The sequence below is a fragment of the Salinivibrio sp. VYel1 genome (assembly GCF_009377945.1).
Taxonomy (GTDB): Bacteria; Pseudomonadota; Gammaproteobacteria; order Enterobacterales; family Vibrionaceae; genus Salinivibrio; species Salinivibrio siamensis.
In genome coordinates, this window is record NZ_RSAM01000002.1 from 160,056 (window position 1) to 181,100 (window position 21,045).

The following is a 21,045-nucleotide window of genomic DNA, read 5'->3' on the forward strand; positions in this document are numbered from 1 at the left end:
AGGTGTCCTAGCTTTGTAGATATTGTCCGTTTACGATCGTCGCTTGAACGTTGATTGCACGGTCGAAAATGGCAAGATTCGCAATTTTCCCCGGACGAATGCTGCCATAGTGTTGTTCGATACCGATTGCGCGAGCGGGATAGAGCGTAGCCATCCGCAAAGCTTCATCCAAGGCGATCCCTACATGCTCAACACTGTTATAAATCGCCTGATCCATCGTCAGTGCCGAGCCGCCAAGCGTGCCATTTTCATCAACACACTTACCGTCACGGTAATATACTTTCTTACCTACAAAAATAAAGTGATCCATGTCGGCTCCTGCTGGTGCAACCGCATCCGTAACCAACACTAATTTCTCACCTTTTACTTTATGTGCGAGACGAATATTAGGGTACGAGACGTGAAAGCCGTCAGCAATTACACCAGTGTAGACATCAGGTGTATCGTAGATGGCACCGACGACACCTGGCTCACGGCCTGAAATAGAGGTCATTGCGTTAAACAGGTGCGTGGCAAAGGAAATGCCGTGGGTAAAGCCTTGCTTAGCTTGTGCGTAAGTGGCATTGGTATGGCCAGCAGAGACCACGATACCAGCTTGCTTCAGGGCTTGAATATGCGACGCGGGCGCCAGTTCAGGCGCGAGGGTGACTTTGGCAATCACATCCGCATTTTCGCATAAGTAGTTGATCATCTCATCGTTGCTTGGGCGAATATAGTCAGCGCTGTGTATCCCCTTTTTTTCGATATTCAAATAAGGGCCTTCAAGGTGTAACCCCAGCGCCTGATGGGGCTGCTGTTTTTGGTAAGCACGCATGGCGTTGATGGCGGCTTGCATATCGGTATCAGAGCTAGTGATCAGGGTGGGGAGAAAGTTGGTGCAACCTGATTTAAGGTTAGCCTGATGCATGGTCGCGATGGTGTCAGGGGTAATGGCATCATTAAACATCACGCCGCCACAGCCATTAAGCTGAAGGTCAATGAAGCCTGGGCTGACTAATGCACCGTCGAGCGCGCGCGTGGCAATATCATTGGGCAGGGCGTCTTGTCGACAGACGGCGTCAATCAGGCCTTCTTTAATCACGATGGCATGATCATCCAACACCTCATGGCCAGTAAAAATCCGGCAGTGGGTTAACGCATACATGCTTCAATTCCTTATAAATGGTGTATATTTTGGGCTTCAAGCTCTTGAAAATACTTCACAGTTTTTACTTTTAGTTCTGCTGTTGAAGGCGCATCGCACACAATCATCGCTTTTGGGTGCAGTTGTAGCGCTGATACTGTCCATAAGTGGTTCACTGACCCTTCTACCGCGGCCTCAAGTGCCTGGGCTTTATTGTGTCCTGTGACTAGGATCATGACTTCTTCTGCATCTAACAAGGTGCCGACACCAATGGTGAGCGCATGCTTAGGTACCTGATTGATATCATTATCAAAGAAGCGAGAGTTTGCCACACGGGTATCCTCGGTCAAGGTTTTGATCCGTGTTCTTGATGCTAATGATGACGCGGGTTCATTAAACGCAATATGACCATCGTTTCCTACACCACCCATAAAGAGATGGATTTTGCCGTACGCTTTGATTTTTTCTTCATAGCGTTGGCACTCGGCATCGACATCGGTCGCATTGCCATCAAGCAAGTTGATGTTTTTTTCTTGAATATCAATATGGTTAAAAAAGTTTTCGTACATAAAGGTACGATACGCTTGTGGGTGATCAGCAGGGATCCCACAGTATTCGTCCATATTAAAGGTCACCACGTGCTCAAAACTGATTTCGCCTTGCTGGTGGAGCTTAATGAGTTGCTTATAGGTGTTGAGTGGCGTCCCCCCTGTGGGTAAGCCCAGAACAAAGGGGTTATCGGCAGTCGGCGAAAACGTGTTGATGGTATCGACGATATAGCGAGCCGACCATAGGCCGACTTGTTGGCTGGTTTGTAAAGGAATGAGTCGCATCGGTCACCTCGTTCTATCAATGCTCAGTTCGTGGCCATAGCATAACGGATATGCTCATTTATTTTCATCATAAAATAAGTTTTATGATCAGGCTAACAATTTTCTCTGTATATGGGTGGGTTTGGTGATGATTCTCACAAATAACGCGGGTTTAATTTGCGAGGCGAATTTATTGACATAAACTGCAATTGACTAACATTGCTTTACAAAAGAAGTGATTTAACAAAAGTCCTTGGGCAAGCGTCCAAGTTAGATGCCCAGCCGCGGAGCAAGCGCAAGCGTGGTGGGGCACTGAAAAATATAAAGGGGGAACGACGGTGAATATTCTTGGTTATGCACAACGTATAGGTCGTGCGCTGATGGTACCGGTTGCGGTATTACCAGCGGCTGCGATCTTGATGGGGGTCGGCTACTGGCTTGACCCAACTGGATGGGGGGGCAACAGTGCCCTAGCTGCTTTCTTGATAAAATCAGGGGCAGCGATTATAGACAATATGTCAGTGTTATTTGCCATCGGTGTGGCATATGGCATGTCAAAAGATAAAGACGGCGCCGCCGCTCTGGCAGGCTTTGTTGGCTTTATGGTGATCACCACGCTGTGTGCGCCGGGTGCGGTAAGCCAAATTGGCTTGGTCGATATTTCAGTGGGCAACAATGAGCTTGCGTTCAGCAAAATCAACAACCAGTTTATCGGTATCTTGATCGGTGTGGTGTCTGCTGAGCTGTACAACCGTTATAGCGGTGTTGAGCTGCCTAAAGCCTTGGCGTTCTTTAGTGGCCGGCGTTTGGTGCCTATTTTGGTCTCTGTTGTGGCGATCATCATCTCGTTTGTATTGATGTTTGTCTGGCCTGTGTTATTTGGTGGCTTGGTTCACTTTGGTGAAAGCATCACCAACCTAGGTGCCGCGGGTGCCGGTGTTTATGGCTTCTTTAACCGCTTACTTATCCCTGTTGGTCTGCACCACGCGCTTAACGCCGTATTCTGGTTCGATACGGTCGGTATTAACGACTTGGGCCGCTTCTGGATGGGGGCACAAGGCCTTGAAACAGGCGAAGCGATTAAAGGGACCACAGGCATGTACATGGCAGGCTTCTTCCCCGTCATGATGTTTGGTCTACCGGGTGCAGCGCTTGCGATTTATCACACAGCGCGTCCTGAGAACAAAGCACGTGTTGCGTCTATCATGATTGCTGCTGGTTTTGCGTCTTTCTTTACTGGGGTGACCGAGCCACTTGAATTCTCATTCTTGTTTGTCGCACCTTTGTTGTTCGTGTTGCATGCGCTATTAACCGGTGTTTCCTTGTTTATCGCGGCCACTTTCGACTGGACGGCAGGCTTCGGCTTCTCGGCAGGTTTAGTTGACTTGGTGTTGTCGTCGAAAAACCCTGTGGCTAACCAGTGGTACATGCTGCCTATCATGGGCCTTGTATTCTTTGCGCTTTATTATGTGTCATTCCGCGCCGCGATTTCAGCGCTCAATCTGAAAACGCCAGGCCGAGAAGATGACGCAGTAGAAAGTGCACCTGCGAGCGCCAATACCGGTGAAGCGAGCGATAATCGCGAGCTTGCACGCAAGTACCTTAAAGCCCTTGGTGGCCATCAAAACCTCACATCGATTGATGCGTGTATCACCCGTCTGCGTCTGTCGGTTGCCGACCGCGAGGTGGTTGATGAAGCGAAATTGAAAGCCATTGGGGCGATGGGAGTCGTCAAGCTTGGCGAGAACAACTTGCAGGTCATTCTTGGCCCTCTAGCAGAAATCATTGCCGGTGAGCTGAAACAAATTCCAGAAGATGAAGATTTGTCAAACGTCGCGCTGCCATAAACGAGGCACTGTACGACAATGATCTGAACAAAGCGCCCAGCCAACAGCTGGGCGTTTTTTTAGGTTTGTGTCATCGCTTTCGCGCAAAAAAGTAACAAATAGGCCTACACCGCGATGACAATGACAACAACGGGTTGAGTCGCAGCGCGGAATAGGAGATCATAGTATCTATGTAGCTTTAAAATTCGCATTTTTGATACGAGGTAACCTTGATGAGTGATGCTGAAGCTCGTCCCACTAACTTTATTCGCCAAATCATTGATAAAGACTTGGCGGAAGGGAAACACACAGCGATCGTGACACGTTTCCCACCGGAGCCGAATGGCTATCTGCACATCGGCCATGCCAAATCAATTTGTTTGAACTTCGGGATCGCACAAGACTATCAGGGTGAATGCAACCTGCGTTTTGATGATACCAACCCAGAAAAAGAAAACGTGGAGTACGTTGAGTCTATCAAGCGTGATGTGCAATGGTTGGGCTTTGACTGGGCAGGAGAGGTGCGTTACTCCTCAAACTATTTTGACAAGCTTTATGGCTACGCGGTTGAGCTGATTGAAAAAGGGTTGGCATACGTCGAAGAGCTGACGCCCGACGAGATCAGAGAGTATCGTGGCACATTGACCGAGCCGGGCAAGCACAGCCCTTATCGTGAACGCTCGGTTGAAGAGAATTTGGCACTGTTTGAAAAAATGCGAGCTGGTGAGTTTGCAGAAGGTAAAGCCTGTTTGCGTGCTAAAATCGATATGGCGTCCCCCTTTATGGTGATGCGGGATCCGGTTTTATACCGTGTTCGTTTTGCGCATCATCATCAGACTGGCGACAAGTGGTGCATTTATCCAATGTACGACTTTACCCATTGCATTTCAGATGCACTGGAAGGGATCACGCATTCTCTATGTACCCTCGAATTTCAAGATAACCGACGCCTATACGATTGGGTATTGGAAAACATCACTATCGACTGTACGCCGCACCAATATGAGTTCAGCCGCTTGAATCTCGAGTATACCGTGATGTCTAAACGTAAGCTGAACCAACTGGTGGAGGAGCAGTTAGTGAACGGTTGGGATGACCCGCGTATGCTGACTATTTCAGGCTTGCGTCGTCGGGGTTACACGCCTGCCTCCATTCGTGAGTTTTGTCAGCGTATTGGTGTGACTAAGCAAGATAACACCATTGAAATGAGTGCGCTTGAATCTTGCGTGCGTGATGACTTAAACGAAAATGCACCACGCGCCATGGCGGTGCTCGATCCCATTAAGCTGGTGATTGAAAACAAAGCCGATGACGTGGAGTGGCTTGATGCACCCAACCATCCCAATCAGCCAGAGATGGGGACGCGCCAGGTGCCATTTTCGCGCGAGATCTGGATTGAGCGAGAAGACTTCCGTGAATCAGCCAACAAGAAGTACAAGCGACTGGTACTGGAGAAGGAAGTACGTTTGCGCAATGCCTACGTGGTAAAAGCGGAGCGTTGTGAAAAAGACGATGAGGGCAATATTACCACTGTATATTGCAGCTATGATCCAGACACCCTCGGTAAAGATCCTGCCGATGGGCGAAAAGTGAAAGGCGTGATCCATTGGGTTTCTGCGGCTGAGGCGTTACCCGCTGAATTCCGATTGTATGACCGCTTATTTACGGTGCCAAATCCGGCCAGCGCAGACAACTTCGCTGAGACGATTAATCCGGCGTCATTGCAGGTACAACAGGGATTTGTTGAACCAAGTATGCAAAATGCGCCAGTAGAGAAGGGTTATCAGTTTGAACGGACAGGCTATTTTTGTGTAGATAATAAAGATAGCCGTAAAGATGCACTTGTCTTTAACCGGACCGTGAGTTTACGTGATACCTGGGCGAAGATAGAAGGTAAATAATAAAAAGCCGGCGTGATGACCACGCCGGCTTTTTTCGAACGTTCACACTGAATCAATCAGCGTTATGAATGGATGGGTCGGCTTTGCAATCGCCTTCCTTACAGTGACCATACAAATACAAACTATGGTTTGTCAGTTGCACATTAAAGCGTGCGGCGATTTCTTTCTGACGCTCTTCAATCAAATCATCAGAAAATTCAATCACTTTACCGCAGTCAAGGCAGACTAAGTGGTCATGATGATGCTGTGTCGCCAATTCAAATACGGACTTTCCGCCTTCAAAATGGTGACGCGTGACAATGCCTGCATCGTCAAATTGGTTCAGTACGCGGTACACGGTTGCTAGGCCAATTTCTTCACCTAGGTCAATTAATTTCTTATACAGGTCTTCGGCACTGATGTGCTGGCAATCTGGCTGTTGCAGCACTTCTAGGATCTTGAGCCGTGGGAGGGTGACTTTGAGCCCAGCTTGCTTCAACGCCTGGTTATTGTCTGACATGTGTATCTACCTGTTTTCTGCCTGAGTTAAGACAGTTGGATTAGCAAGGAAAATATCTTATAAGCCTATCAAAATTGCACTGCTCTCGCTACTCTCGACATGCGTTCTTAGGACGAAATTTGATCATTTGTGGTTGCATCAATGTTTACGAGATGTGAATATTATCTGGTTAGACCAGATAAGGATGTCAACTTACATGTATCGCTTCTACAAACCACGTATTGTTAAGTGGGCACTTAACAGCTGGCCACCATTTTGGGGCGCAGGGATCCATATTGATGCCATTAGCCAGGATTTTAAACGTGTCAATATGCGTTTGAAACTCCGCTGGTGGAATAAAAATGCTAACCGTACCCAGTATGGCGGTAGTATCTTCTCCTTAACCGATCCTGTCTATGCGCTCATGTTAATGGGGATTCTCGGCCCTCAGTACCATGTCTGGGACAAACAAGCAGATATCAATTTTATTAAGCCGGGAACCACGGACTTGTACGCAGATTTTGTGATCAGTGATGCGGTGTTAACCGATATCCAACAACAAGCAGGACAAGGCGATAAGGTATTGCCCGAGTTTGTTGTCCACGTCAAAGACGCGCATGGCGAGGTGGTTGCTGAAGTAAGGCGTACACTTTATGTGAGAAAAAAACGCCAGTATCGAGATACAGCCAGCAAACAAGCCGCATGATCGGCCCATTGTGCGCCGGTTAGATAAAAAACGCCAAGGTTGAGTCCCCTTGGCGTTTGATAAGCCAGACTTAGTCTTCAAGCTCTGCGAGACACATTTCTTCGTAAACTTGTTTCACCCACTTGCTCACACGCTCGTCGGTCAGTTCAGGTTGGCGGTCTTCATCGACACATAAGCCAACAAAATGGTTGTCATCAACCAATGCTTGTGAGGCTTCAAATTCATACCCCTCAGTTGGCCAATGACCAATGATGGTCGCGCCTTTCGCTTCAATGATGTCGCGGACGGTGCCCATGGCATCACAGAAGTATTCTGCGTAATCTTCCTGGTCGCCACAGCCGAAAATAGCCACGAGTTTTGTTGAGAAGTCAATTTGCTCTAACTCTGGGAAAAAGTCATCCCAGTCGCACTGTGCTTCACCGTAATACCATGTCGGAATACCGATCAGCAGCAAATCGAAGTTATCAATATCTTCTTTGCTGCTCTTCGCGATATCCTGCACGTGAACCATTTGCTTGCCTAACTGCTTTTGAATGGTTTTTGCAATTGCTTCCGTGTTTCCCGTGTCACTACCAAAGAAGAGACCTACACTCGCCATATAAAAACACCCGTTTTGTCAGTGGGTTGCTGTTTGCAACTAACTCGAATTAAAGAAAAAGCGTCGCTTTTTCAAACCTATATGATTAACCAGTGACTTCAGTGCTAGGGTTAGCCGATGCCGACCCCTTCCCAAACCAACTGAATCACACCTTTCACGATAAAGCCGACACAGCCTAGTGTGAGCACAAACCAGACGATCCGTCGGCCGAATACTGGCACATTGCCCTCACGTAACACGTCTTTAATTGCCATGCCGATAAAAAAGAAAATCGCGGCGAAGACGAGATCTAGACCTATTTTCTCGAGCAATTGAAAGTGCTCGTAAAGCATGCGTGCCTCCATTGAGCACCGACTTATGCGGCGCAATATATCACAAGGGTCACTTAACTGTTAACGCTCGCTCGGCATTAAAAAACGTTCTATGACGCTGGCAACCACCGCCGGTTTTTCAGCATGTAGCCAATGACCCGTGCCTGCCACCATATGCGCTTTTGAATGAGGGAACTGAGCGACAATGGCCTCGCGGTGGTCTGGCAGAATGTATTCAGAGTTCTGCCCTTTGACAAACAGAGTTGGCCCCGAATACTGGCCAAACTCTGTCCATCCCATGATGTCACGATAGCCGTGATAAAGATTATCAATATTGAAGCGCCAGGCGTAGTGACCGTGATCGGTTTTATAGAGTGATTTCAATAAAAATTGGCTCACGCCTGGATTTTCAATCGATTCATTCATCATGGTTTGCGCTTGTTGGCGGCTTTCCAGTGTCACCCTTTGTGTCTGATGCAATGCCCTGAAAACATTGTCATGTCGGTTAACTTGATAATCGACTGGGGCAATATCCATCACCACCAGTTGTTCGACGCGCTCTGGGAAGCGCTGAGCGACGGCCATCGCCACTTTGCCACCCATCGAATGGCCAACGATAATGGTTGACTCAAGCTGTTGTGCATCCATCCACGCGATCACGGCATCGGACTGGCTTCGATAATCTGTGTCCTGTGTATGATAGGAGCGACCATGGTTAGGTAGATCAACTTGATAGACACAAAAATGGTCGGACAGTGTCTTGGCGAGCCCGCCTAAATTATCGAGATCACCAAATAAACCGTGGATCAATACAAGCGGTGAGCCCTCACCGCGAGACTTTCCGTTTAATAACACGTTGCTTTTCTCTCAGATTACTGGCTTTAACGTAGAGTATACCTATCTATCTCTGTATAATCGCCCCGTTAAACGATAAACAGGACGCGATGAAAAACAATGAAGACGATAGAGGTTGACGACGATCTATACCGGTATATTGCCAGCCAAACTCAGCATATTGGCGAAAGCGCATCAGACATCCTGCGTCGCTTACTGCTGTCGGACTCGGCACCGCAGCCAACCCAGGCTGCGCCGACGACGCCCTCTCGTTCTAGCGGTATTGTTGTCAGTAAAGACGCTGGGCGCAGTGCGTCCGTTGATCGTGTCAAAGCGATGCGAACGTTATTGATTTCAGATGAGTTTGCGGCTCAAGAACGAGCTATTGGTCGTTTTATGCTGATCCTCACCACCTTATACCGTGTTGACCAACAAGGATTCGCAGATGGTATGGCGCTAAAAGGGCGTACCCGTCTGTATTTTGCCGATAATCCACAAACTTTATTAGAAAGCGGCAAAACCACCAAACCCAAGCAGATTCCAGACACCCCTTTTTGGGTCATCACCAACACGAACACTGGCCGTAAGCGTCAGATGGTGGAGCAGCTTATGGAAAAAATGCAGTTCCCGAGTGATTTGACTGAGAAGGTTGTGAACGCGATTTAATCTATGCCACTCATGGGAGAAGAGAATTATGGCAGTGCATCCTCAAGCCGGACAGCGCGCGAATCCGCAAGATTTGTGTGATATCCCGGCGCTTGTGACGCGTTTTTTCCAGGCTCAACCACGTCCAGGTGATCCGTCGCAACGTGTTGCGTTTGGGACGTCAGGACACCGTGGAAGCGCGTTGAACACGACGTTTAACCGCGATCATATTTTGGCGATTGCACAAGCAATTTGTGATGAGCGCAGCGCGCGCGGCATTTCTGGCCCTGTCTTTGTGGGAAAAGACACTCATGCGCTTTCAGTACCAGCATTCGATGCCGTGGTTGAAGTGTTAACGGCCAATCACGTTACGGTGATTGGCCAAGCTGAGCAAGGGTATACACCCACCCCAGGGGTATCGCAGCAGATACTCGCCTACAACCGCGCGCATGACGCGAAAGCGGACGGGATTGTCATCACTCCCTCGCACAACCCACCGCAAGATGGGGGCATCAAATACAACCCGCCCCATGGTGGACCCGCCGAAGGCGAAATCACGAAAGCAATAGAAACGCGAGCGAATCACTATATTGAAACCCATCTCGTCGGCGTTAAACGCTCGGAGATTGATGCGGCGATGCACAGTGACTATTACCAAGCGCAAGATCTTGTGACGCCATATGTCTCTGGGCTGGCCAAGGTTGTTGATATCGAGGCTATTCAAAAAGCGGGTTTAAAACTTGCCGTTGACCCTTTGGGGGGCGCAGGGATCCGCTATTGGCAGCAAATTGCCGCGCATTATCAACTGGATATTACCCTGATTAACGATCATGTCGACCCAACGTTTGGCTTTATGCCGCGCGATAGCGATGGCGTGATTCGTATGGATTGCTCGTCTGCATACGCAATGGCCGGACTATTGGCGTACAAAGATGATTATGATTTGGCATTTGGCAATGATCCAGACTTTGATCGCCACGGCATCGTGACTCCCGAAGGATTGATGAACCCGAATCACTATTTAGCCGTGTGCATCGATTATTTGTTCCGCCACCGTCCGCAGTGGTCAGCCGATTTAGGCGTGGGTAAGACCCTGGTGTCCAGTGCGATCATTGATAAGGTGGTTGGCGATCTCGCTCGTCCGCTGGTTGAAGTGCCCGTCGGCTTTAAATGGTTTGTGCCTGGCTTGAGTGAAGGAACGCTTGGCTTTGGCGGGGAAGAAAGTGCCGGTGCCTCATTCTTAACCTTTGATGGGCAGCCATGGTCAACAGATAAAGATGGTATCATTCTTTGCTTACTGGCAGCAGAAATTCTGGCGGTAACGGGGCTTACGCCACAGGCGTATTATCAAAAACTTGCCCACAAGCACGGTGATCCGTCGTATAACCGATTACAAGCGGTTGCCAATGCAGCGCAAAAGCAGGTGCTCAGTCAGCTCAGCCCCGAGATGGTGACGGCAGAGAGCTTGGCGGGCGATACCATCACCGCCAAACTGACGCATGCGCCGGGCAATGGCGCTGCCATCGGAGGACTGAAAGTGGTCACGGAGTTTGGTTGGTTCGCTGCGCGCCCATCAGGGACAGAAGATATTTATAAAATCTACTGTGAAAGCTTTAAAGGTGATGATCACTTGCGTTTGATTGAGCAAGAAGCGCAACAAATTGTTGACCGCGTGTTCAACGCTCAAGGCGTTTAGCGCGTCCCGTCGTGACGCTGTAGTCGAAAACGCGTACAGACAATGTGCGCGTTTTTTATTTCAAAGCGGGTAACGCGGGTATCGTCTCTGGCCAGTCGCGGGGTACCACGAACCAAGGGGTGAGTGAGTCATCTAACAAGTGACAGGTGCGAGATAGCTCATCAAGTGATGCGCGTTCGAGCTTGGGCAAATCAGCGAAAGCAGGCAGTGACAACCACTGGTCGCGGGCCAATACGGCAAATTCCCTGTCTGTTGGTAATGCATCTGGCCAACACCACCATCCCCCAATGCTGTCATGATTGACGGGTGGCCACTCTGGTAGGGGCTGCTCGCCATGATGATAATGGCGGTACAACCTTCCTTGCACCATTAAACGCTTCTCACTTGGTTGCCAGTGTGGGTATTGCTGACAGAAGCTTGGGTGGCTGGACAGCGCCAATTGGTGGTCAAGCATTCGCGCCACTTTGATATCCAATGCATCCTTGGCATTGGGGCCTAACCAACGGTTGTCATAGGCGAGGTAGAATTTTACCGCTACCTCCCAGTGCTCTAGTTGCCCCTGATATCTGACTAAAAAGTCGATGGCACCTCGCGTCTTGCCGCCTTCATTAATTTGTATTTCCTCAGCTTCTAACCCCAAATGCGGGTGACAATCAATGAGCTGAGTGAGCAGCCACTGATAGTAAAAGCCGATACGCTTTGGTCCCTTATAGGGCGAGGGAGATGGCAGTAATTTGTGTTGCCAAAGATGATGAGGCACAACCGGGAAGTGCTTGTCGCTGAGTAGTGAGAACTGATTTTGTAACCAGCTAAAGTCGGCATTGATTTGATCTTGGTTGCTAAATAGCGGATCGGTGTCACTCATGATGTAATTTTATTACCTTGTTAAAAGACTGTTAAAGCTGAATCTGGTAATTTTTGGGTGAAAAATAACCATTTATGTAGTAAAAAAACAAAACGGGTGGTACACTACGTCCATACTTGCAAACTGGTCAGATGAGTGAGGTTGATTATGTATACACCGTTCGATAAAACCCGTGTTGTGTTGCGCCGCTGCGCGGTTGTGATCGCGGGCATCACTTGCCTGCCAACACTGATTGTGCCGCCAATGGCATCGCGTTTATATAGCCATTTACATCAAGTCTGGCTTAAAGACAGCACCAAGCCAGTCTGGTTAGCTGAGTCGGAAAAGGTCGGTGGTTTTTTCTAACCCACCTTTACCTCATCAAGGCTTAGCCTATCGTATAAGCCATAAATACGTATAGATGCAGCCGAACAGATAGGTAGCGATTAGATAAGCGGTGAGCCATTCGTGCTCGCCGCTTTTTTTATTTTTGCTTGTCAGGTTACACTGTTGCCATTGTCTCGCAAGTGGATGTGAATGCTATGAATAATTTTGAACTGGAAGCATTGCTCAACGCCGAACTAAAACCGGATAGCATCAAAGACTACAGCCCGAACGGACTGCAAGTGCAAGGGCGTGATGAGGTTCAAACCGTCGTCACAGGGGTGACGGCTTGCCAAGATCTTATTGATGCAGCGATTGAGCAGAATGCGGATGCCATCCTGGTGCACCATGGTTACTTCTGGCGCGGCGAACCACAGCAAATTCGCGGCATGAAGTACCAACGTATCAAGATGTTGATTGAACATGGCATCAATCTATACGGTTATCACTTGCCTTTGGATATTCACCCGACGCTGGGTAACAACGCGCAACTTGCCAAACGTTTAGGCATTGAGCTGCTTGGGGGACTGGAGCCTGACAACCCTGTCTCGATTCCTGTTTATGGAAAGCTTTCAACGCCCATGACGTTGGCTCAGTTTGAGCAACAAGTGGCCACGGTGCTTAACCGAACGCCCCTTGTGATTGACGGTGGCCAACAAACGCGGATTGAAACCGTCGGGCTGTGTACTGGTGGCGCGCAAGATTTTATCGACTTGGCCGCTTCACAAGGGATGGATGCGTATCTGTCGGGTGAGATTTCTGAGCGCACAACCTTTTCGGCGCGCGAGCAAGGTGTGCATTATATCGCGGCAGGGCATCACGCGACCGAGCGTTATGGCGTGAAAGCGCTAGGGGAGTGGCTTGCCCAGCAGCATGGTTTGAATGTGCACTTTATTGATATCGACAATCCAGCGTAACGCCTAGGCGTTGAGGCTAAGTGCGATAAAAGGTAGACGCAGCAATGTGATAACCTGCTGATAATAAAGAAAAAGCCGCCTATTGGCGGCTTTGTTATATGACATTCGCGGCTTAACTGCGCTTGTCCATCGGCGTAAACTCGCGTTGCGTATAGCCTGTGTAAAGCTGACGCGGGCGCCCAATACGCTTGTGTGGGTCGGTATGCATTTCATTCCAGTGAGCAATCCAACCAATGGTACGAGACATCGCGAAGATCACTGTAAACATCGACGTGGGAATCCCGATCGCTTTCAGGATAATGCCTGAATAGAAATCAACGTTCGGATAAAGTTTCTTATCGATAAAGTAATCATCTGACAATGCGATGCGCTCTAGCTCCATCGCTACGTCAAGCAGTGGGTCCTGTATTTGTAACTCATTGAGCACTTCGTGACAGGCTTCACGCATCACGGTTGCGCGAGGATCGTAGTTCTTGTAGACACGGTGACCAAAGCCCATCAGGCGGAATGGATCATCTTTGTCTTTCGCGCGAGCAATATACTCAGGAATGTTATCAACATGCCCGATTTGCTCAAACATACGCAAGCACGCTTCATTCGCACCGCCGTGGGCGGGTCCCCATAACGAGGCAATCCCTGCCGCAATACAGGCAAATGGGTTCGCACCTGACGAGCCCGCAAGGCGTACTGTTGATGTGGATGCGTTTTGTTCGTGATCGGCGTGCAGCGTGAATATTTTATCCATTGCACGCGCAACCACAGGGTTGACCTCATACTCTTCGCATGGCGTGGCGAACATCATATGTAGGAAGTTCTCCGCGTAGTCGAGGTCGTTACGTGGATAAATAAATGGCTGCCCGATCGAGTACTTGTAACACATTGCAGCCAATGTTGGCATTTTCGACAGTAAACGGAACGCCGTGATTTCACGGTGTTGATCGTTGTTGATGTCGAGAGAGTCGTGATAGAACGCGGCCAGTGCACCTACAACCCCGACCATTACGGCCATTGGGTGAGCGTCACGGCGGAAGCCGTGGAAGAAGCTTGCAATCTGTTCATGCACCATGGTGTGGCGCACGATCATTGAGCGAAACTCATCGTATTGCTTTTGGGTAGGGACTTCACCGTAGAGCAGGATATAACAGACTTCTAAATAATCAGCGTTATTGGCAAGTTGATCTATCGGGTAACCGCGGTGCAGCAATACGCCGGCTGCGCCATCGATGTAGGTGATTTGCGAATTGCACGAACCCGTTGCGACAAAGCCAGGATCAAAGGTGAAATAGCCTTCGTTTACCAGCTGGCGCACATCAATGACTTCTGGACCGACGGTGCCCTCGATAATCGGCAGTTCGATTGGTGCTTTCCCTTCGATATGTAGGGTAGCTTTCTTCTCTGCCATAACAATCTCCTTTGTTATTTTATAATCCCATCCAGGATACGGACTCGACCGTTGTACCGATCGACCCTAATGATGTCAATTTTTAACCTATCGATGTGTGCGTCAGTTAATAACTTATTTGCAATGCGAGTTAAATATCTGTTGTGAGATTCCGGTCAATTTTGTGCGTTTGTAATTGTCTGTTACGCCACGTATACTTTTTCGAGGTCTCTGGGCAAATCAGTATCCTAGAGCGTTTAGGGGCTCAAACACCTTTCCTAACTGACGTGATCCATTCGCCAATAATTGCAGTTATAAGCAATAAGGTACATGAAGCGCGTTACGCAGATGTTGCAGGTCTTACGCTTTGAGTACTGAGGTTCAGAGAGTGTAATAACTATAAATGCTCAATGGAGCTGAGTGGGCAATATCGTGAAAGAAAGAAAGTCAAGACCCGTAAACCTCGACCTCCAGACGATTCGTTTCCCGATAACAGCGATTGCGTCTATATTGCATCGAGTGGCAGGTGTCATCACCTTTGTCTCGATCGCCATCCTCCTATGGCTGCTTAGCCTGTCTCTCTCTTCTCCTGATGGATTTCAATCCGCTGCTGCCATTGTCGATAGCTTTTTCGTCAAACTGATCCTTTGGGGCATTTTGACGGCACTGGCGTATCACATTGTTGGCGGGATCCGTCATTTGATCCAAGACATGGGTTATTTTGAAGAGCTGGAGTCTGGCGCGCAAAGTGCGCAGGTTGCATTTGTTATCACTGGCGTGTTGTCTGTGTTGGCGGGGGTTTTAGTATGGTAACTAAAAACATCTCATCGGTCGGGCGCAATGGTGTGCACGACTATGTGCTGATTCGCGCCACTGCGATTCTCATCACACTTTACACACTTTATATGGTCGGTTTTGCCGTTTTTGGTCCTGAGATTACGTATGCCTCATGGACAGCGTTTTTCGGCCAGACCAGTACCAAAGTCTTTACCATGTTAGCCCTGGTCTCCGTGCTGATTCACGGCTGGATCGGAATGTGGCAAGTATTGACTGATTATATCAAGCCAGCCTTGCTGCGTGGCATGTTGCAACTGGGCGTTGTGGCCATGCTACTGATCTATGTTTTCGCCGGTTTCTTTGTATTGTGGGGTGTGTAAGTGAGTATTCCAGTTCGCGAATTTGACGCAATTGTCATTGGCGCAGGTGGCGCAGGTATGCGCGCCGCACTGCAAATATCAGAGCAGGGCCTAACCTGTGCACTGTTATCTAAAGTGTTTCCAACTCGTTCGCACACTGTGTCCGCGCAGGGTGGGATTACGGTAGCACTGGGTAACTCGCACAAGGACAACTGGCAATGGCACATGTATGACACGGTGAAAGGGTCGGATTATATTGGCGACCAAGATGCCATTGAGTACATGTGTAAGACAGGCCCTCAGTCTGTGATTGAGCTTGAAAAAATGGGGCTGCCATTTTCTCGCTTCGAAAACGGATCCATCTATCAACGCCCGTTTGGTGGCCAGTCCAAAGAGTTTGGTGGCGAGCAAGCAGCGAGAACGGCAGCGGCTGCTGACCGGACCGGGCACGCACTGCTGCACACCTTGTATCAACAGAATATTAAAAACAAGACCACCATCTTCTCTGAATGGTATGCGCTTGATTTGGTGAAAAACCAAGACGGTGTAATCGTTGGTGCCACGGCCATGTGTATGGAAACTGGGGAGATTTGCTACTTCAAATCCAAAGCAACCGTGTTGGCGACAGGTGGCGCTGGTCGTATCTATCAATCAACCACCAATGCGCATATCAATACCGGTGACGGTGTTGGTATGGCGCTGCGCGCAGGCGTGCCAATGCAAGATATGGAAATGTGGCAATTCCACCCCACAGGCATTGCTGGAGCGGGTGTATTGGTGACGGAAGGTTGTCGTGGTGAAGGCGGTTATCTGCTCAATAAAGATGGTGAACGCTTTATGGAGCGTTACGCCCCCAATGTGAAAGATTTGGCAGGGCGTGACGTGGTGGCGCGTTCAATGATGATCGAGATTCGAGAAGGGCGTGGCTGTGACGGCCCATGGGGCCCACACCTCAAATTGAAGCTCGATCACCTTGGCAAAGATGTGCTCGAGTCTCGTCTCCCCGGTATTCTTGACTTGTCGCGTACCTTTGCGCACGTCGATCCTATCAAAGAACCGATTCCGGTGATCCCAACCTGTCACTACATGATGGGGGGCATTCCAACACAAGTGTCTGGCCAAGCAATCAAGCAAGACCCGCTCGGCAATGACATTGAAGTACAAGGTTTGTTTGCCTGTGGCGAGATTGCCAGCGTGTCTGTTCACGGTGCCAACCGCTTAGGCGGCAACTCATTGCTCGACTTGGTTGTCTTTGGCCGTGCGACCGGCCTGCATCTTGGCGAGACACTCGCCGCGCAAGTAGAAGCGCGCGATGCGAGCGAGTCAGACATTGAGGCGTCACTGGCACGGGTTAATCGTTGGAATAACACCCAGCAGGGTGAAGACCCGGTTGAGATCCGCAAAGATTTGCAAGCTTGTATGCAAGAAAACTTCTCTGTGTTCCGAGAAGGCGAGGCGATGGAAAAAGGGCTGAAAGAGCTGAAGGAAATTCGCGAACGCCTTAAGTCGGCGCGTCTTGATGATACGTCAACCGAGTTCAACACCCAGCGTGTCGAATGTTTGGAGCTGGAGAATTTGATGGAAACCGCGTATTCAACGGCGGTATCAGCCCATTATCGTACTGAAAGCCGTGGCGCACATGCGCGTTTCGACTATCAAGACCGCGATGATGAAAACTGGCTATGCCACTCCATCTATAACCCAGAAACCGAAGCCATGTCGAAGCGCGACGTCAATATGGCGCCAGTGCACCGTGAGGCTTTCCCACCGAAAGTCCGCAGTTACTAAGGGGGTCGAGAACGATGAATGTTAAGTTTTCTATCTATCGCTACAACCCAGATGTAGATAATGCGCCATACATGAAAGACTACACGCTGGATGTGCCTGAAGGGTCTGACATGATGCTGCTGGATGCGCTCATCCAGCTTAAAGAGCAGGATCCTACTTTGGCCTTCCGTCGCTCGTGCCGTGAAGGTGTCTGTGGCTCTGACGGCGTCAATATGAACGGTAAAAATGGCCTGGCATGCATCACGCCGCTGTCCTCACTGATGGACAAGTCCGAAATCGTGATTCGTCCGCTACCCGGTCTACCGGTGGTGCGTGATCTTATTATTGATATGGGGCAGTTCTATGAGAACTATGAGCGTGTCAAACCCTACCTGATGAATGATGAAACGCCACCGTCGCGAGAGAACTTGCAAGCGCCGGAAGATCGCGCGGAACTTGATGGCTTGTATGAGTGCATTATGTGTGCATGTTGCAGTACCGCATGCCCTTCATTTTGGTGGAACCCTGACAAGTTTGTTGGTCCAGCGGGCTTGCTTGCCGCTTACCGTTGGCTGGCGGATAGCCGTGACACAGCGACCGAAGAGCGGTTATCTGATCTAGACGACGCTTTTAGTGTCTTCCGTTGCCACGGGATCATGAACTGTGTCAGTGTATGTCCAAAGGGACTGAACCCAACCAAGGCAATTGGGCATATCAAGTCTATGCTGATTCAGCGCGGCGTTTAAAACGCTGAACCAATAACGTAGAAAAAAATGCCCCGTCCTCGGACGGGGCTTAATAACAGGTAACCCGGCCTCAGACCGGTGTTTGGATAAATAACTAGTGGTTAAGGGATAACAATGCAAAATGGCGTGATGAAGGCTTGGTTAGAGTCTTCTCATTTGGCTGGCGCCAATGCAACGTACGTAGAAGACCTCTACGAAATGTACCTCAGTGACCCGGAGTTAGTTGATCAAGAATGGAGAGCGGTTTTCGACCAGCTGCCAGTGGTAAGTGATACCGCGGTAGAACAACCTCACTCTCGTGTTCGTGATTACTTTCGACGCTTAGCTACCGATACATCGCGTGCAAGTGCTTCAGTCAATGATCCAGATGTAGACGCGAAACAAGTCAAAGTTCTTCAACTGATTAATGCTTTTCGTTTCCGCGGCCACCAACAGGCCAGCCTAGACCCTCTCGGGTTATGGAAACGTAAACCTGTACCTGATCTGTCACCTGCTTTTCACTCTCTTAATGAGCAGGATTTCAACGAAACTTTTAATGTCGGCTCATTTGCGATTGGTAAAGACAATATGCAATTGGGCGAGCTGTATGATGCGCTTGAGAAGACCTATTGTGGGTCTATCGGTGCAGAATACATGCACATTACCGATACCGAAGAAAAGCGCTGGATCCAAGGTCGCCTGGAGTCTGTGGTTGGACAGCCGCAGTTTAGCGAAGAAGAAAAGCTCACCTTTTTAGAAGAGCTCACCGCAGCTGAAGGCCTCGAACGCTATCTTGGTGCCAAATTCCCCGGCGCTAAGCGGTTCTCTCTTGAAGGCGGTGATTCGCTGATCCCGATGCTGAAAGAGCTGATTCGCCACGCGGGTAGCGAAGGCGCACGAGAAGTGGTGGTCGGAATGGCTCACCGTGGGCGCCTCAATGTGTTGGTAAACGTATTAGGTAAGAAACCGTCCGAGCTTTTTGATGAGTTCGCGGGTAAACAAGACGAGAGTTGGGGAACCGGGGATGTGAAATATCACCAAGGCTTCTCGTCTGATTTCGCGACACCGGGGGGTGATGTTCACCTTGCGTTGGCGTTCAACCCCTCACACCTTGAGATTGTGAACCCGGTGGTGATGGGATCAGTGCGTGCTCGCCAAGACCGACTGGAAGATAATACCGGCTCGAGTGTTCTCCCTATCACCATCCACGGTGATGCCTCTATCGCCGGGCAAGGGGTGGTACAAGAGACCTTCAACATGTCGCAAGCGCGAGGCTTCCAAGTAGGCGGCACCGTGCGCATCGTGGTCAATAACCAAATTGGGTTTACCACGTCGAATCCGGCTGATTCACGCTCGACGCAATACTGTACAGACATCGCTAAGATGGTGCAGGCGCCGATTTTCCACGTCAATGCAGATGATCCCGAGGCGGTTGCTTTTGTATCGCGCTTGGCGCTCGATTTTCGCAACGAGTTTAAGCGTGATGTGGTGATTGACTTAGTCTGTTACCGTCGCCATGGCCACAACGAAGCGGATGAGCCCAACGCGACTCAGCCGATGATGTACCAAAAGATCAAAAAGCATCCTACTCCGCGTAAGCTGTATGCCGATGTATTGGATCAACAAGGGGTCGCTAATCTCGAAAAAGCCACTGAGATGATCAATGAGTATCGTGACCTTCTCGATAGTGGTGAGTGTGTGGTGAAAGAGTGGCGCCCAATGGTGTTGCATTCTGTCGACTGGACGCCCTATCTAGGCCACGATTGGACGGTAGAGTGGGCAAATAAGTTCGATGCTAAGCGTCTGAAAGAGCTGGGTCATCGCATTTGCCAGTTGCCGGATAGCCATAAACTCCACAGCCGTGTTGCCAAGCTCTACAAAGATCGCAAAGCGATGGTAGAAGGCGAAAAGATGGTTGATTGGGGGATGGCTGAGACCCTTGCTTATGCCACTTTGGTTGATGATGGCAAACGTATCCGCATTACGGGTCAAGACTCAGGTCGCGGCACCTTCTTCCACCGTCATGCGGTGCTCCACAACCAAGAAGATGGCAGCACGTATTTGCCACTTGCAAATATCCATGACAAACAAGGACCATTCGAGATCTTCGATTCCGTGTTATCGGAAGAAGCGGTACTGGCGTTTGAGTACGGTTACGCCACCGCTGAGCCAGGCGGTTTAACCGTGTGGGAAGCACAATTTGGTGACTTCGGCAATGGTGCGCAAGTGGTGATTGATCAGTTCATCAGCTCTGGTGAACAAAAATGGCGCCGCATGTGTGGCCTGACCATGCTGCTTCCTCATGGCTATGAAGGGCAGGGCCCCGAGCACTCGTCAGCGCGTTTAGAGCGTTATCTGCAACTGTGTGCTGAGCAAAATATGCAGGTTGTGGTGCCATCAAGCCCCGCGCAGGTTTATCACATGTTGCGCCGGCAAGTGGTGCGCCCCATGCGTCGTCCTTTGATCGTTATGTCACCGAAGTCGCTGTTACGTCACCCACTGTGTGTGTCTAACTTGGAAGACTTAACCGAGGGTGATTTCCTACCAGCGATTGGTGAAATGGACGATCTTGAGTCAAGCAAGGTGAAACGCGTCGTGATGTGCTCGGGCAAAGTCTATTATGATTTGCTACAAGCACGCCGAGAGCAAGAGATTGATGACGTTGCCATTATCCGTATTGAGCAACTTTATCCATTCCCTCTGGACGCGGTTAAAGACGCGATTGCGCCTTATAGCAATGCGAAAGACTTTGTTTGGTGCCAAGAAGAGCCACAAAACCAAGGGGCGTGGTACAGCAGCCAGCACAACTTCCGTGCTGCCTTACCGCAAGATGCCACATTGACCTATGCCGGACGCTCGGCATCCGCATCACCTGCGGTAGGTTATATGTCTGTACACCAGAAACAACAAAAAGCGTTAGTTCAAGACGCTCTGACCCTAAAGTAAGAACTAGAACATTAA

General features: G+C 49.6%; 20 protein-coding genes. 12 read left to right on the forward strand and 8 right to left on the reverse strand.

Going from position 1 to position 21,045, the window contains the following annotated elements:
* Nucleotides 1–7: 7 nt before the first annotated feature.
* Together nagA and nagB are read right to left on the reverse strand one after the other, a co-directional pair.
* Complete coding sequence (gene nagA, locus EHW58_RS03330; RefSeq protein WP_077666121.1) at nt 8–1,144, reverse strand: N-acetylglucosamine-6-phosphate deacetylase; 1,137 nt, start codon at nt 1,142–1,144, stop codon at nt 8–10.
* 11 nt (nt 1,145–1,155) lie between these two features.
* Nucleotides 1,156–1,956, reverse strand: coding sequence for a glucosamine-6-phosphate deaminase (gene nagB, locus EHW58_RS03335; RefSeq protein WP_152794772.1), 801 nt, complete (start codon nt 1,954–1,956; stop codon nt 1,156–1,158).
* Between the two features lie 317 nt (nt 1,957–2,273).
* Between nagB and nagE the strand changes: the two genes are divergently transcribed.
* Both nagE and glnS read left to right on the forward strand, forming a co-directional pair.
* Nucleotides 2,274–3,782 (forward strand): N-acetylglucosamine-specific PTS transporter subunit IIBC, encoded by a 1,509-nt coding sequence (nagE, locus tag EHW58_RS03340; protein ID WP_046073570.1) that lies wholly within the window; start codon nt 2,274–2,276, stop codon nt 3,780–3,782.
* 212 nt (nt 3,783–3,994) lie between these two features.
* Nucleotides 3,995–5,662 (forward strand): glutamine--tRNA ligase, encoded by a 1,668-nt coding sequence (gene glnS / locus EHW58_RS03345; protein WP_152794774.1) that lies wholly within the window; start codon nt 3,995–3,997, stop codon nt 5,660–5,662.
* Nucleotides 5,663–5,714: 52 nt separating this feature from the next.
* Here glnS and fcrX read toward each other — a convergent pair whose 3' ends face one another.
* Nucleotides 5,715–6,161, reverse strand: coding sequence for a ferric iron uptake transcriptional regulator FcrX (gene fcrX / locus EHW58_RS03350; protein ID WP_046073568.1), 447 nt, complete (start codon nt 6,159–6,161; stop codon nt 5,715–5,717).
* Between the two features lie 196 nt (nt 6,162–6,357).
* Here fcrX and EHW58_RS03355 point away from each other — a divergent pair, with 196 nt between their 5' ends.
* Nucleotides 6,358–6,846: a DUF4442 domain-containing protein gene (locus EHW58_RS03355; RefSeq protein ID WP_370517140.1), complete on the forward strand. Its 489-nt coding sequence runs from the start codon at nt 6,358–6,360 to the stop codon at nt 6,844–6,846.
* 70 nt (nt 6,847–6,916) lie between these two features.
* Here the strand turns inward: EHW58_RS03355 and fldA are convergent, their stop codons facing one another.
* From fldA to EHW58_RS03370, 3 genes are all read right to left on the reverse strand, one after another.
* Nucleotides 6,917–7,444, reverse strand: coding sequence for a flavodoxin FldA (gene fldA, locus EHW58_RS03360; RefSeq protein ID WP_046073566.1), 528 nt, complete (start codon nt 7,442–7,444; stop codon nt 6,917–6,919).
* A 110-nt stretch (nt 7,445–7,554) separates the two neighbouring features.
* Nucleotides 7,555–7,776 carry a DUF2788 domain-containing protein gene (locus tag EHW58_RS03365; RefSeq protein ID WP_021022467.1) on the reverse strand — a complete coding sequence of 74 codons (222 nt, stop codon included), beginning with the start codon at nt 7,774–7,776 and terminating at the stop codon, nt 7,555–7,557.
* Between the two features lie 60 nt (nt 7,777–7,836).
* Nucleotides 7,837–8,610, reverse strand: a complete 774-nt coding sequence (locus EHW58_RS03370) for an alpha/beta fold hydrolase (protein ID WP_172969982.1) — start codon at nt 8,608–8,610, stop codon at nt 7,837–7,839.
* A gap of 99 nt (nt 8,611–8,709) precedes the next feature.
* On the opposite strand from EHW58_RS03370, the gene seqA reads away from it, so the two are divergent.
* Entirely contained in the window at nt 8,710–9,255 is a 546-nt protein-coding gene (gene seqA, locus EHW58_RS03375; protein ID WP_046073564.1) for a replication initiation negative regulator SeqA, read from the forward strand.
* Between the two features lie 28 nt (nt 9,256–9,283).
* The gene (pgm, locus tag EHW58_RS03380) at nt 9,284–10,930 is read left to right on the forward strand and encodes a phosphoglucomutase (alpha-D-glucose-1,6-bisphosphate-dependent) (RefSeq protein WP_077666124.1); all 1,647 of its coding nucleotides are present in this window, start codon (nt 9,284–9,286) and stop codon (nt 10,928–10,930) included.
* 55 nt (nt 10,931–10,985) lie between these two features.
* Here the strand turns inward: pgm and EHW58_RS03385 are convergent, their stop codons facing one another.
* Nucleotides 10,986–11,795 (reverse strand): DUF1853 family protein, encoded by an 810-nt coding sequence (locus tag EHW58_RS03385; RefSeq protein ID WP_077666125.1) that lies wholly within the window; start codon nt 11,793–11,795, stop codon nt 10,986–10,988.
* Between the two features lie 147 nt (nt 11,796–11,942).
* Between EHW58_RS03385 and EHW58_RS03390 the strand changes: the two genes are divergently transcribed.
* Both EHW58_RS03390 and EHW58_RS03395 read left to right on the forward strand, forming a co-directional pair.
* The gene (locus EHW58_RS03390; RefSeq protein ID WP_046073561.1) at nt 11,943–12,140 is read left to right on the forward strand and encodes a DUF2517 family protein; all 198 of its coding nucleotides are present in this window, start codon (nt 11,943–11,945) and stop codon (nt 12,138–12,140) included.
* 176 nt (nt 12,141–12,316) lie between these two features.
* Nucleotides 12,317–13,075 (forward strand): Nif3-like dinuclear metal center hexameric protein, encoded by a 759-nt coding sequence (locus EHW58_RS03395; protein ID WP_077579201.1) that lies wholly within the window; start codon nt 12,317–12,319, stop codon nt 13,073–13,075.
* Nucleotides 13,076–13,187: 112 nt separating this feature from the next.
* Here EHW58_RS03395 and EHW58_RS03400 read toward each other — a convergent pair whose 3' ends face one another.
* Nucleotides 13,188–14,477, reverse strand: coding sequence for a citrate synthase (locus EHW58_RS03400; protein WP_046073559.1), 1,290 nt, complete (start codon nt 14,475–14,477; stop codon nt 13,188–13,190).
* A 399-nt stretch (nt 14,478–14,876) separates the two neighbouring features.
* Here EHW58_RS03400 and sdhC point away from each other — a divergent pair, with 399 nt between their 5' ends.
* The 5 genes from sdhC to sucA all read left to right on the forward strand — a co-directional run bounded on the left by sdhC (nt 14,877) and on the right by sucA (nt 21,030).
* Nucleotides 14,877–15,269 carry a succinate dehydrogenase cytochrome b556 subunit gene (gene sdhC, locus EHW58_RS03405; RefSeq protein ID WP_046073558.1) on the forward strand — a complete coding sequence of 131 codons (393 nt, stop codon included), beginning with the start codon at nt 14,877–14,879 and terminating at the stop codon, nt 15,267–15,269.
* Entirely contained in the window at nt 15,263–15,613 is a 351-nt protein-coding gene (gene sdhD / locus EHW58_RS03410; RefSeq protein ID WP_046073557.1) for a succinate dehydrogenase, hydrophobic membrane anchor protein, read from the forward strand. Before sdhC ends, sdhD begins: the two co-directional genes overlap by 7 nt.
* Entirely contained in the window at nt 15,614–17,380 is a 1,767-nt protein-coding gene (sdhA, locus tag EHW58_RS03415; protein WP_046073556.1) for a succinate dehydrogenase flavoprotein subunit, read from the forward strand.
* Between the two features lie 14 nt (nt 17,381–17,394).
* Complete coding sequence (locus EHW58_RS03420) at nt 17,395–18,105, forward strand: succinate dehydrogenase iron-sulfur subunit (protein ID WP_046073555.1); 711 nt, start codon at nt 17,395–17,397, stop codon at nt 18,103–18,105.
* 114 nt (nt 18,106–18,219) lie between these two features.
* The gene (sucA, locus tag EHW58_RS03425; RefSeq protein WP_152794778.1) at nt 18,220–21,030 is read left to right on the forward strand and encodes a 2-oxoglutarate dehydrogenase E1 component; all 2,811 of its coding nucleotides are present in this window, start codon (nt 18,220–18,222) and stop codon (nt 21,028–21,030) included.
* The last annotated feature ends 15 nt before the right edge of the window (nt 21,031–21,045 follow it).

Excerpts from the sequence above, each read along its gene's own strand:
- EHW58_RS03395 (WP_077579201.1), top strand. The coding sequence starts at position 12,317 with ATGAATAATTTTGAACTGGAAGCATTGCTCAACGCCGAACTAAAACCG.
- EHW58_RS03400 (WP_046073559.1), bottom strand. The coding sequence starts at position 14,477 with ATGGCAGAGAAGAAAGCTACCCTACATATCGAAGGGAAAGCACCAATC.
- seqA (WP_046073564.1), top strand. The coding sequence starts at position 8,710 with ATGAAGACGATAGAGGTTGACGACGATCTATACCGGTATATTGCCAGC.
- EHW58_RS03390 (WP_046073561.1), top strand. The coding sequence starts at position 11,943 with ATGTATACACCGTTCGATAAAACCCGTGTTGTGTTGCGCCGCTGCGCG.
- sdhD (WP_046073557.1), top strand. The coding sequence starts at position 15,263 with ATGGTAACTAAAAACATCTCATCGGTCGGGCGCAATGGTGTGCACGAC.
- fcrX (WP_046073568.1), bottom strand. The coding sequence starts at position 6,161 with ATGTCAGACAATAACCAGGCGTTGAAGCAAGCTGGGCTCAAAGTCACC.
- sucA (WP_152794778.1), top strand. The coding sequence starts at position 18,220 with ATGCAAAATGGCGTGATGAAGGCTTGGTTAGAGTCTTCTCATTTGGCT.
- EHW58_RS03355 (WP_370517140.1), top strand. The coding sequence starts at position 6,358 with ATGTATCGCTTCTACAAACCACGTATTGTTAAGTGGGCACTTAACAGC.
- EHW58_RS03420 (WP_046073555.1), top strand. The coding sequence starts at position 17,395 with ATGAATGTTAAGTTTTCTATCTATCGCTACAACCCAGATGTAGATAAT.
- nagB (WP_152794772.1), bottom strand. The coding sequence starts at position 1,956 with ATGCGACTCATTCCTTTACAAACCAGCCAACAAGTCGGCCTATGGTCG.
- fldA (WP_046073566.1), bottom strand. The coding sequence starts at position 7,444 with ATGGCGAGTGTAGGTCTCTTCTTTGGTAGTGACACGGGAAACACGGAA.
- EHW58_RS03385 (WP_077666125.1), bottom strand. The coding sequence starts at position 11,795 with ATGAGTGACACCGATCCGCTATTTAGCAACCAAGATCAAATCAATGCC.
- glnS (WP_152794774.1), top strand. The coding sequence starts at position 3,995 with ATGAGTGATGCTGAAGCTCGTCCCACTAACTTTATTCGCCAAATCATT.
- nagA (WP_077666121.1), bottom strand. The coding sequence starts at position 1,144 with ATGTATGCGTTAACCCACTGCCGGATTTTTACTGGCCATGAGGTGTTG.
- EHW58_RS03365 (WP_021022467.1), bottom strand. The coding sequence starts at position 7,776 with ATGCTTTACGAGCACTTTCAATTGCTCGAGAAAATAGGTCTAGATCTC.
- pgm (WP_077666124.1), top strand. The coding sequence starts at position 9,284 with ATGGCAGTGCATCCTCAAGCCGGACAGCGCGCGAATCCGCAAGATTTG.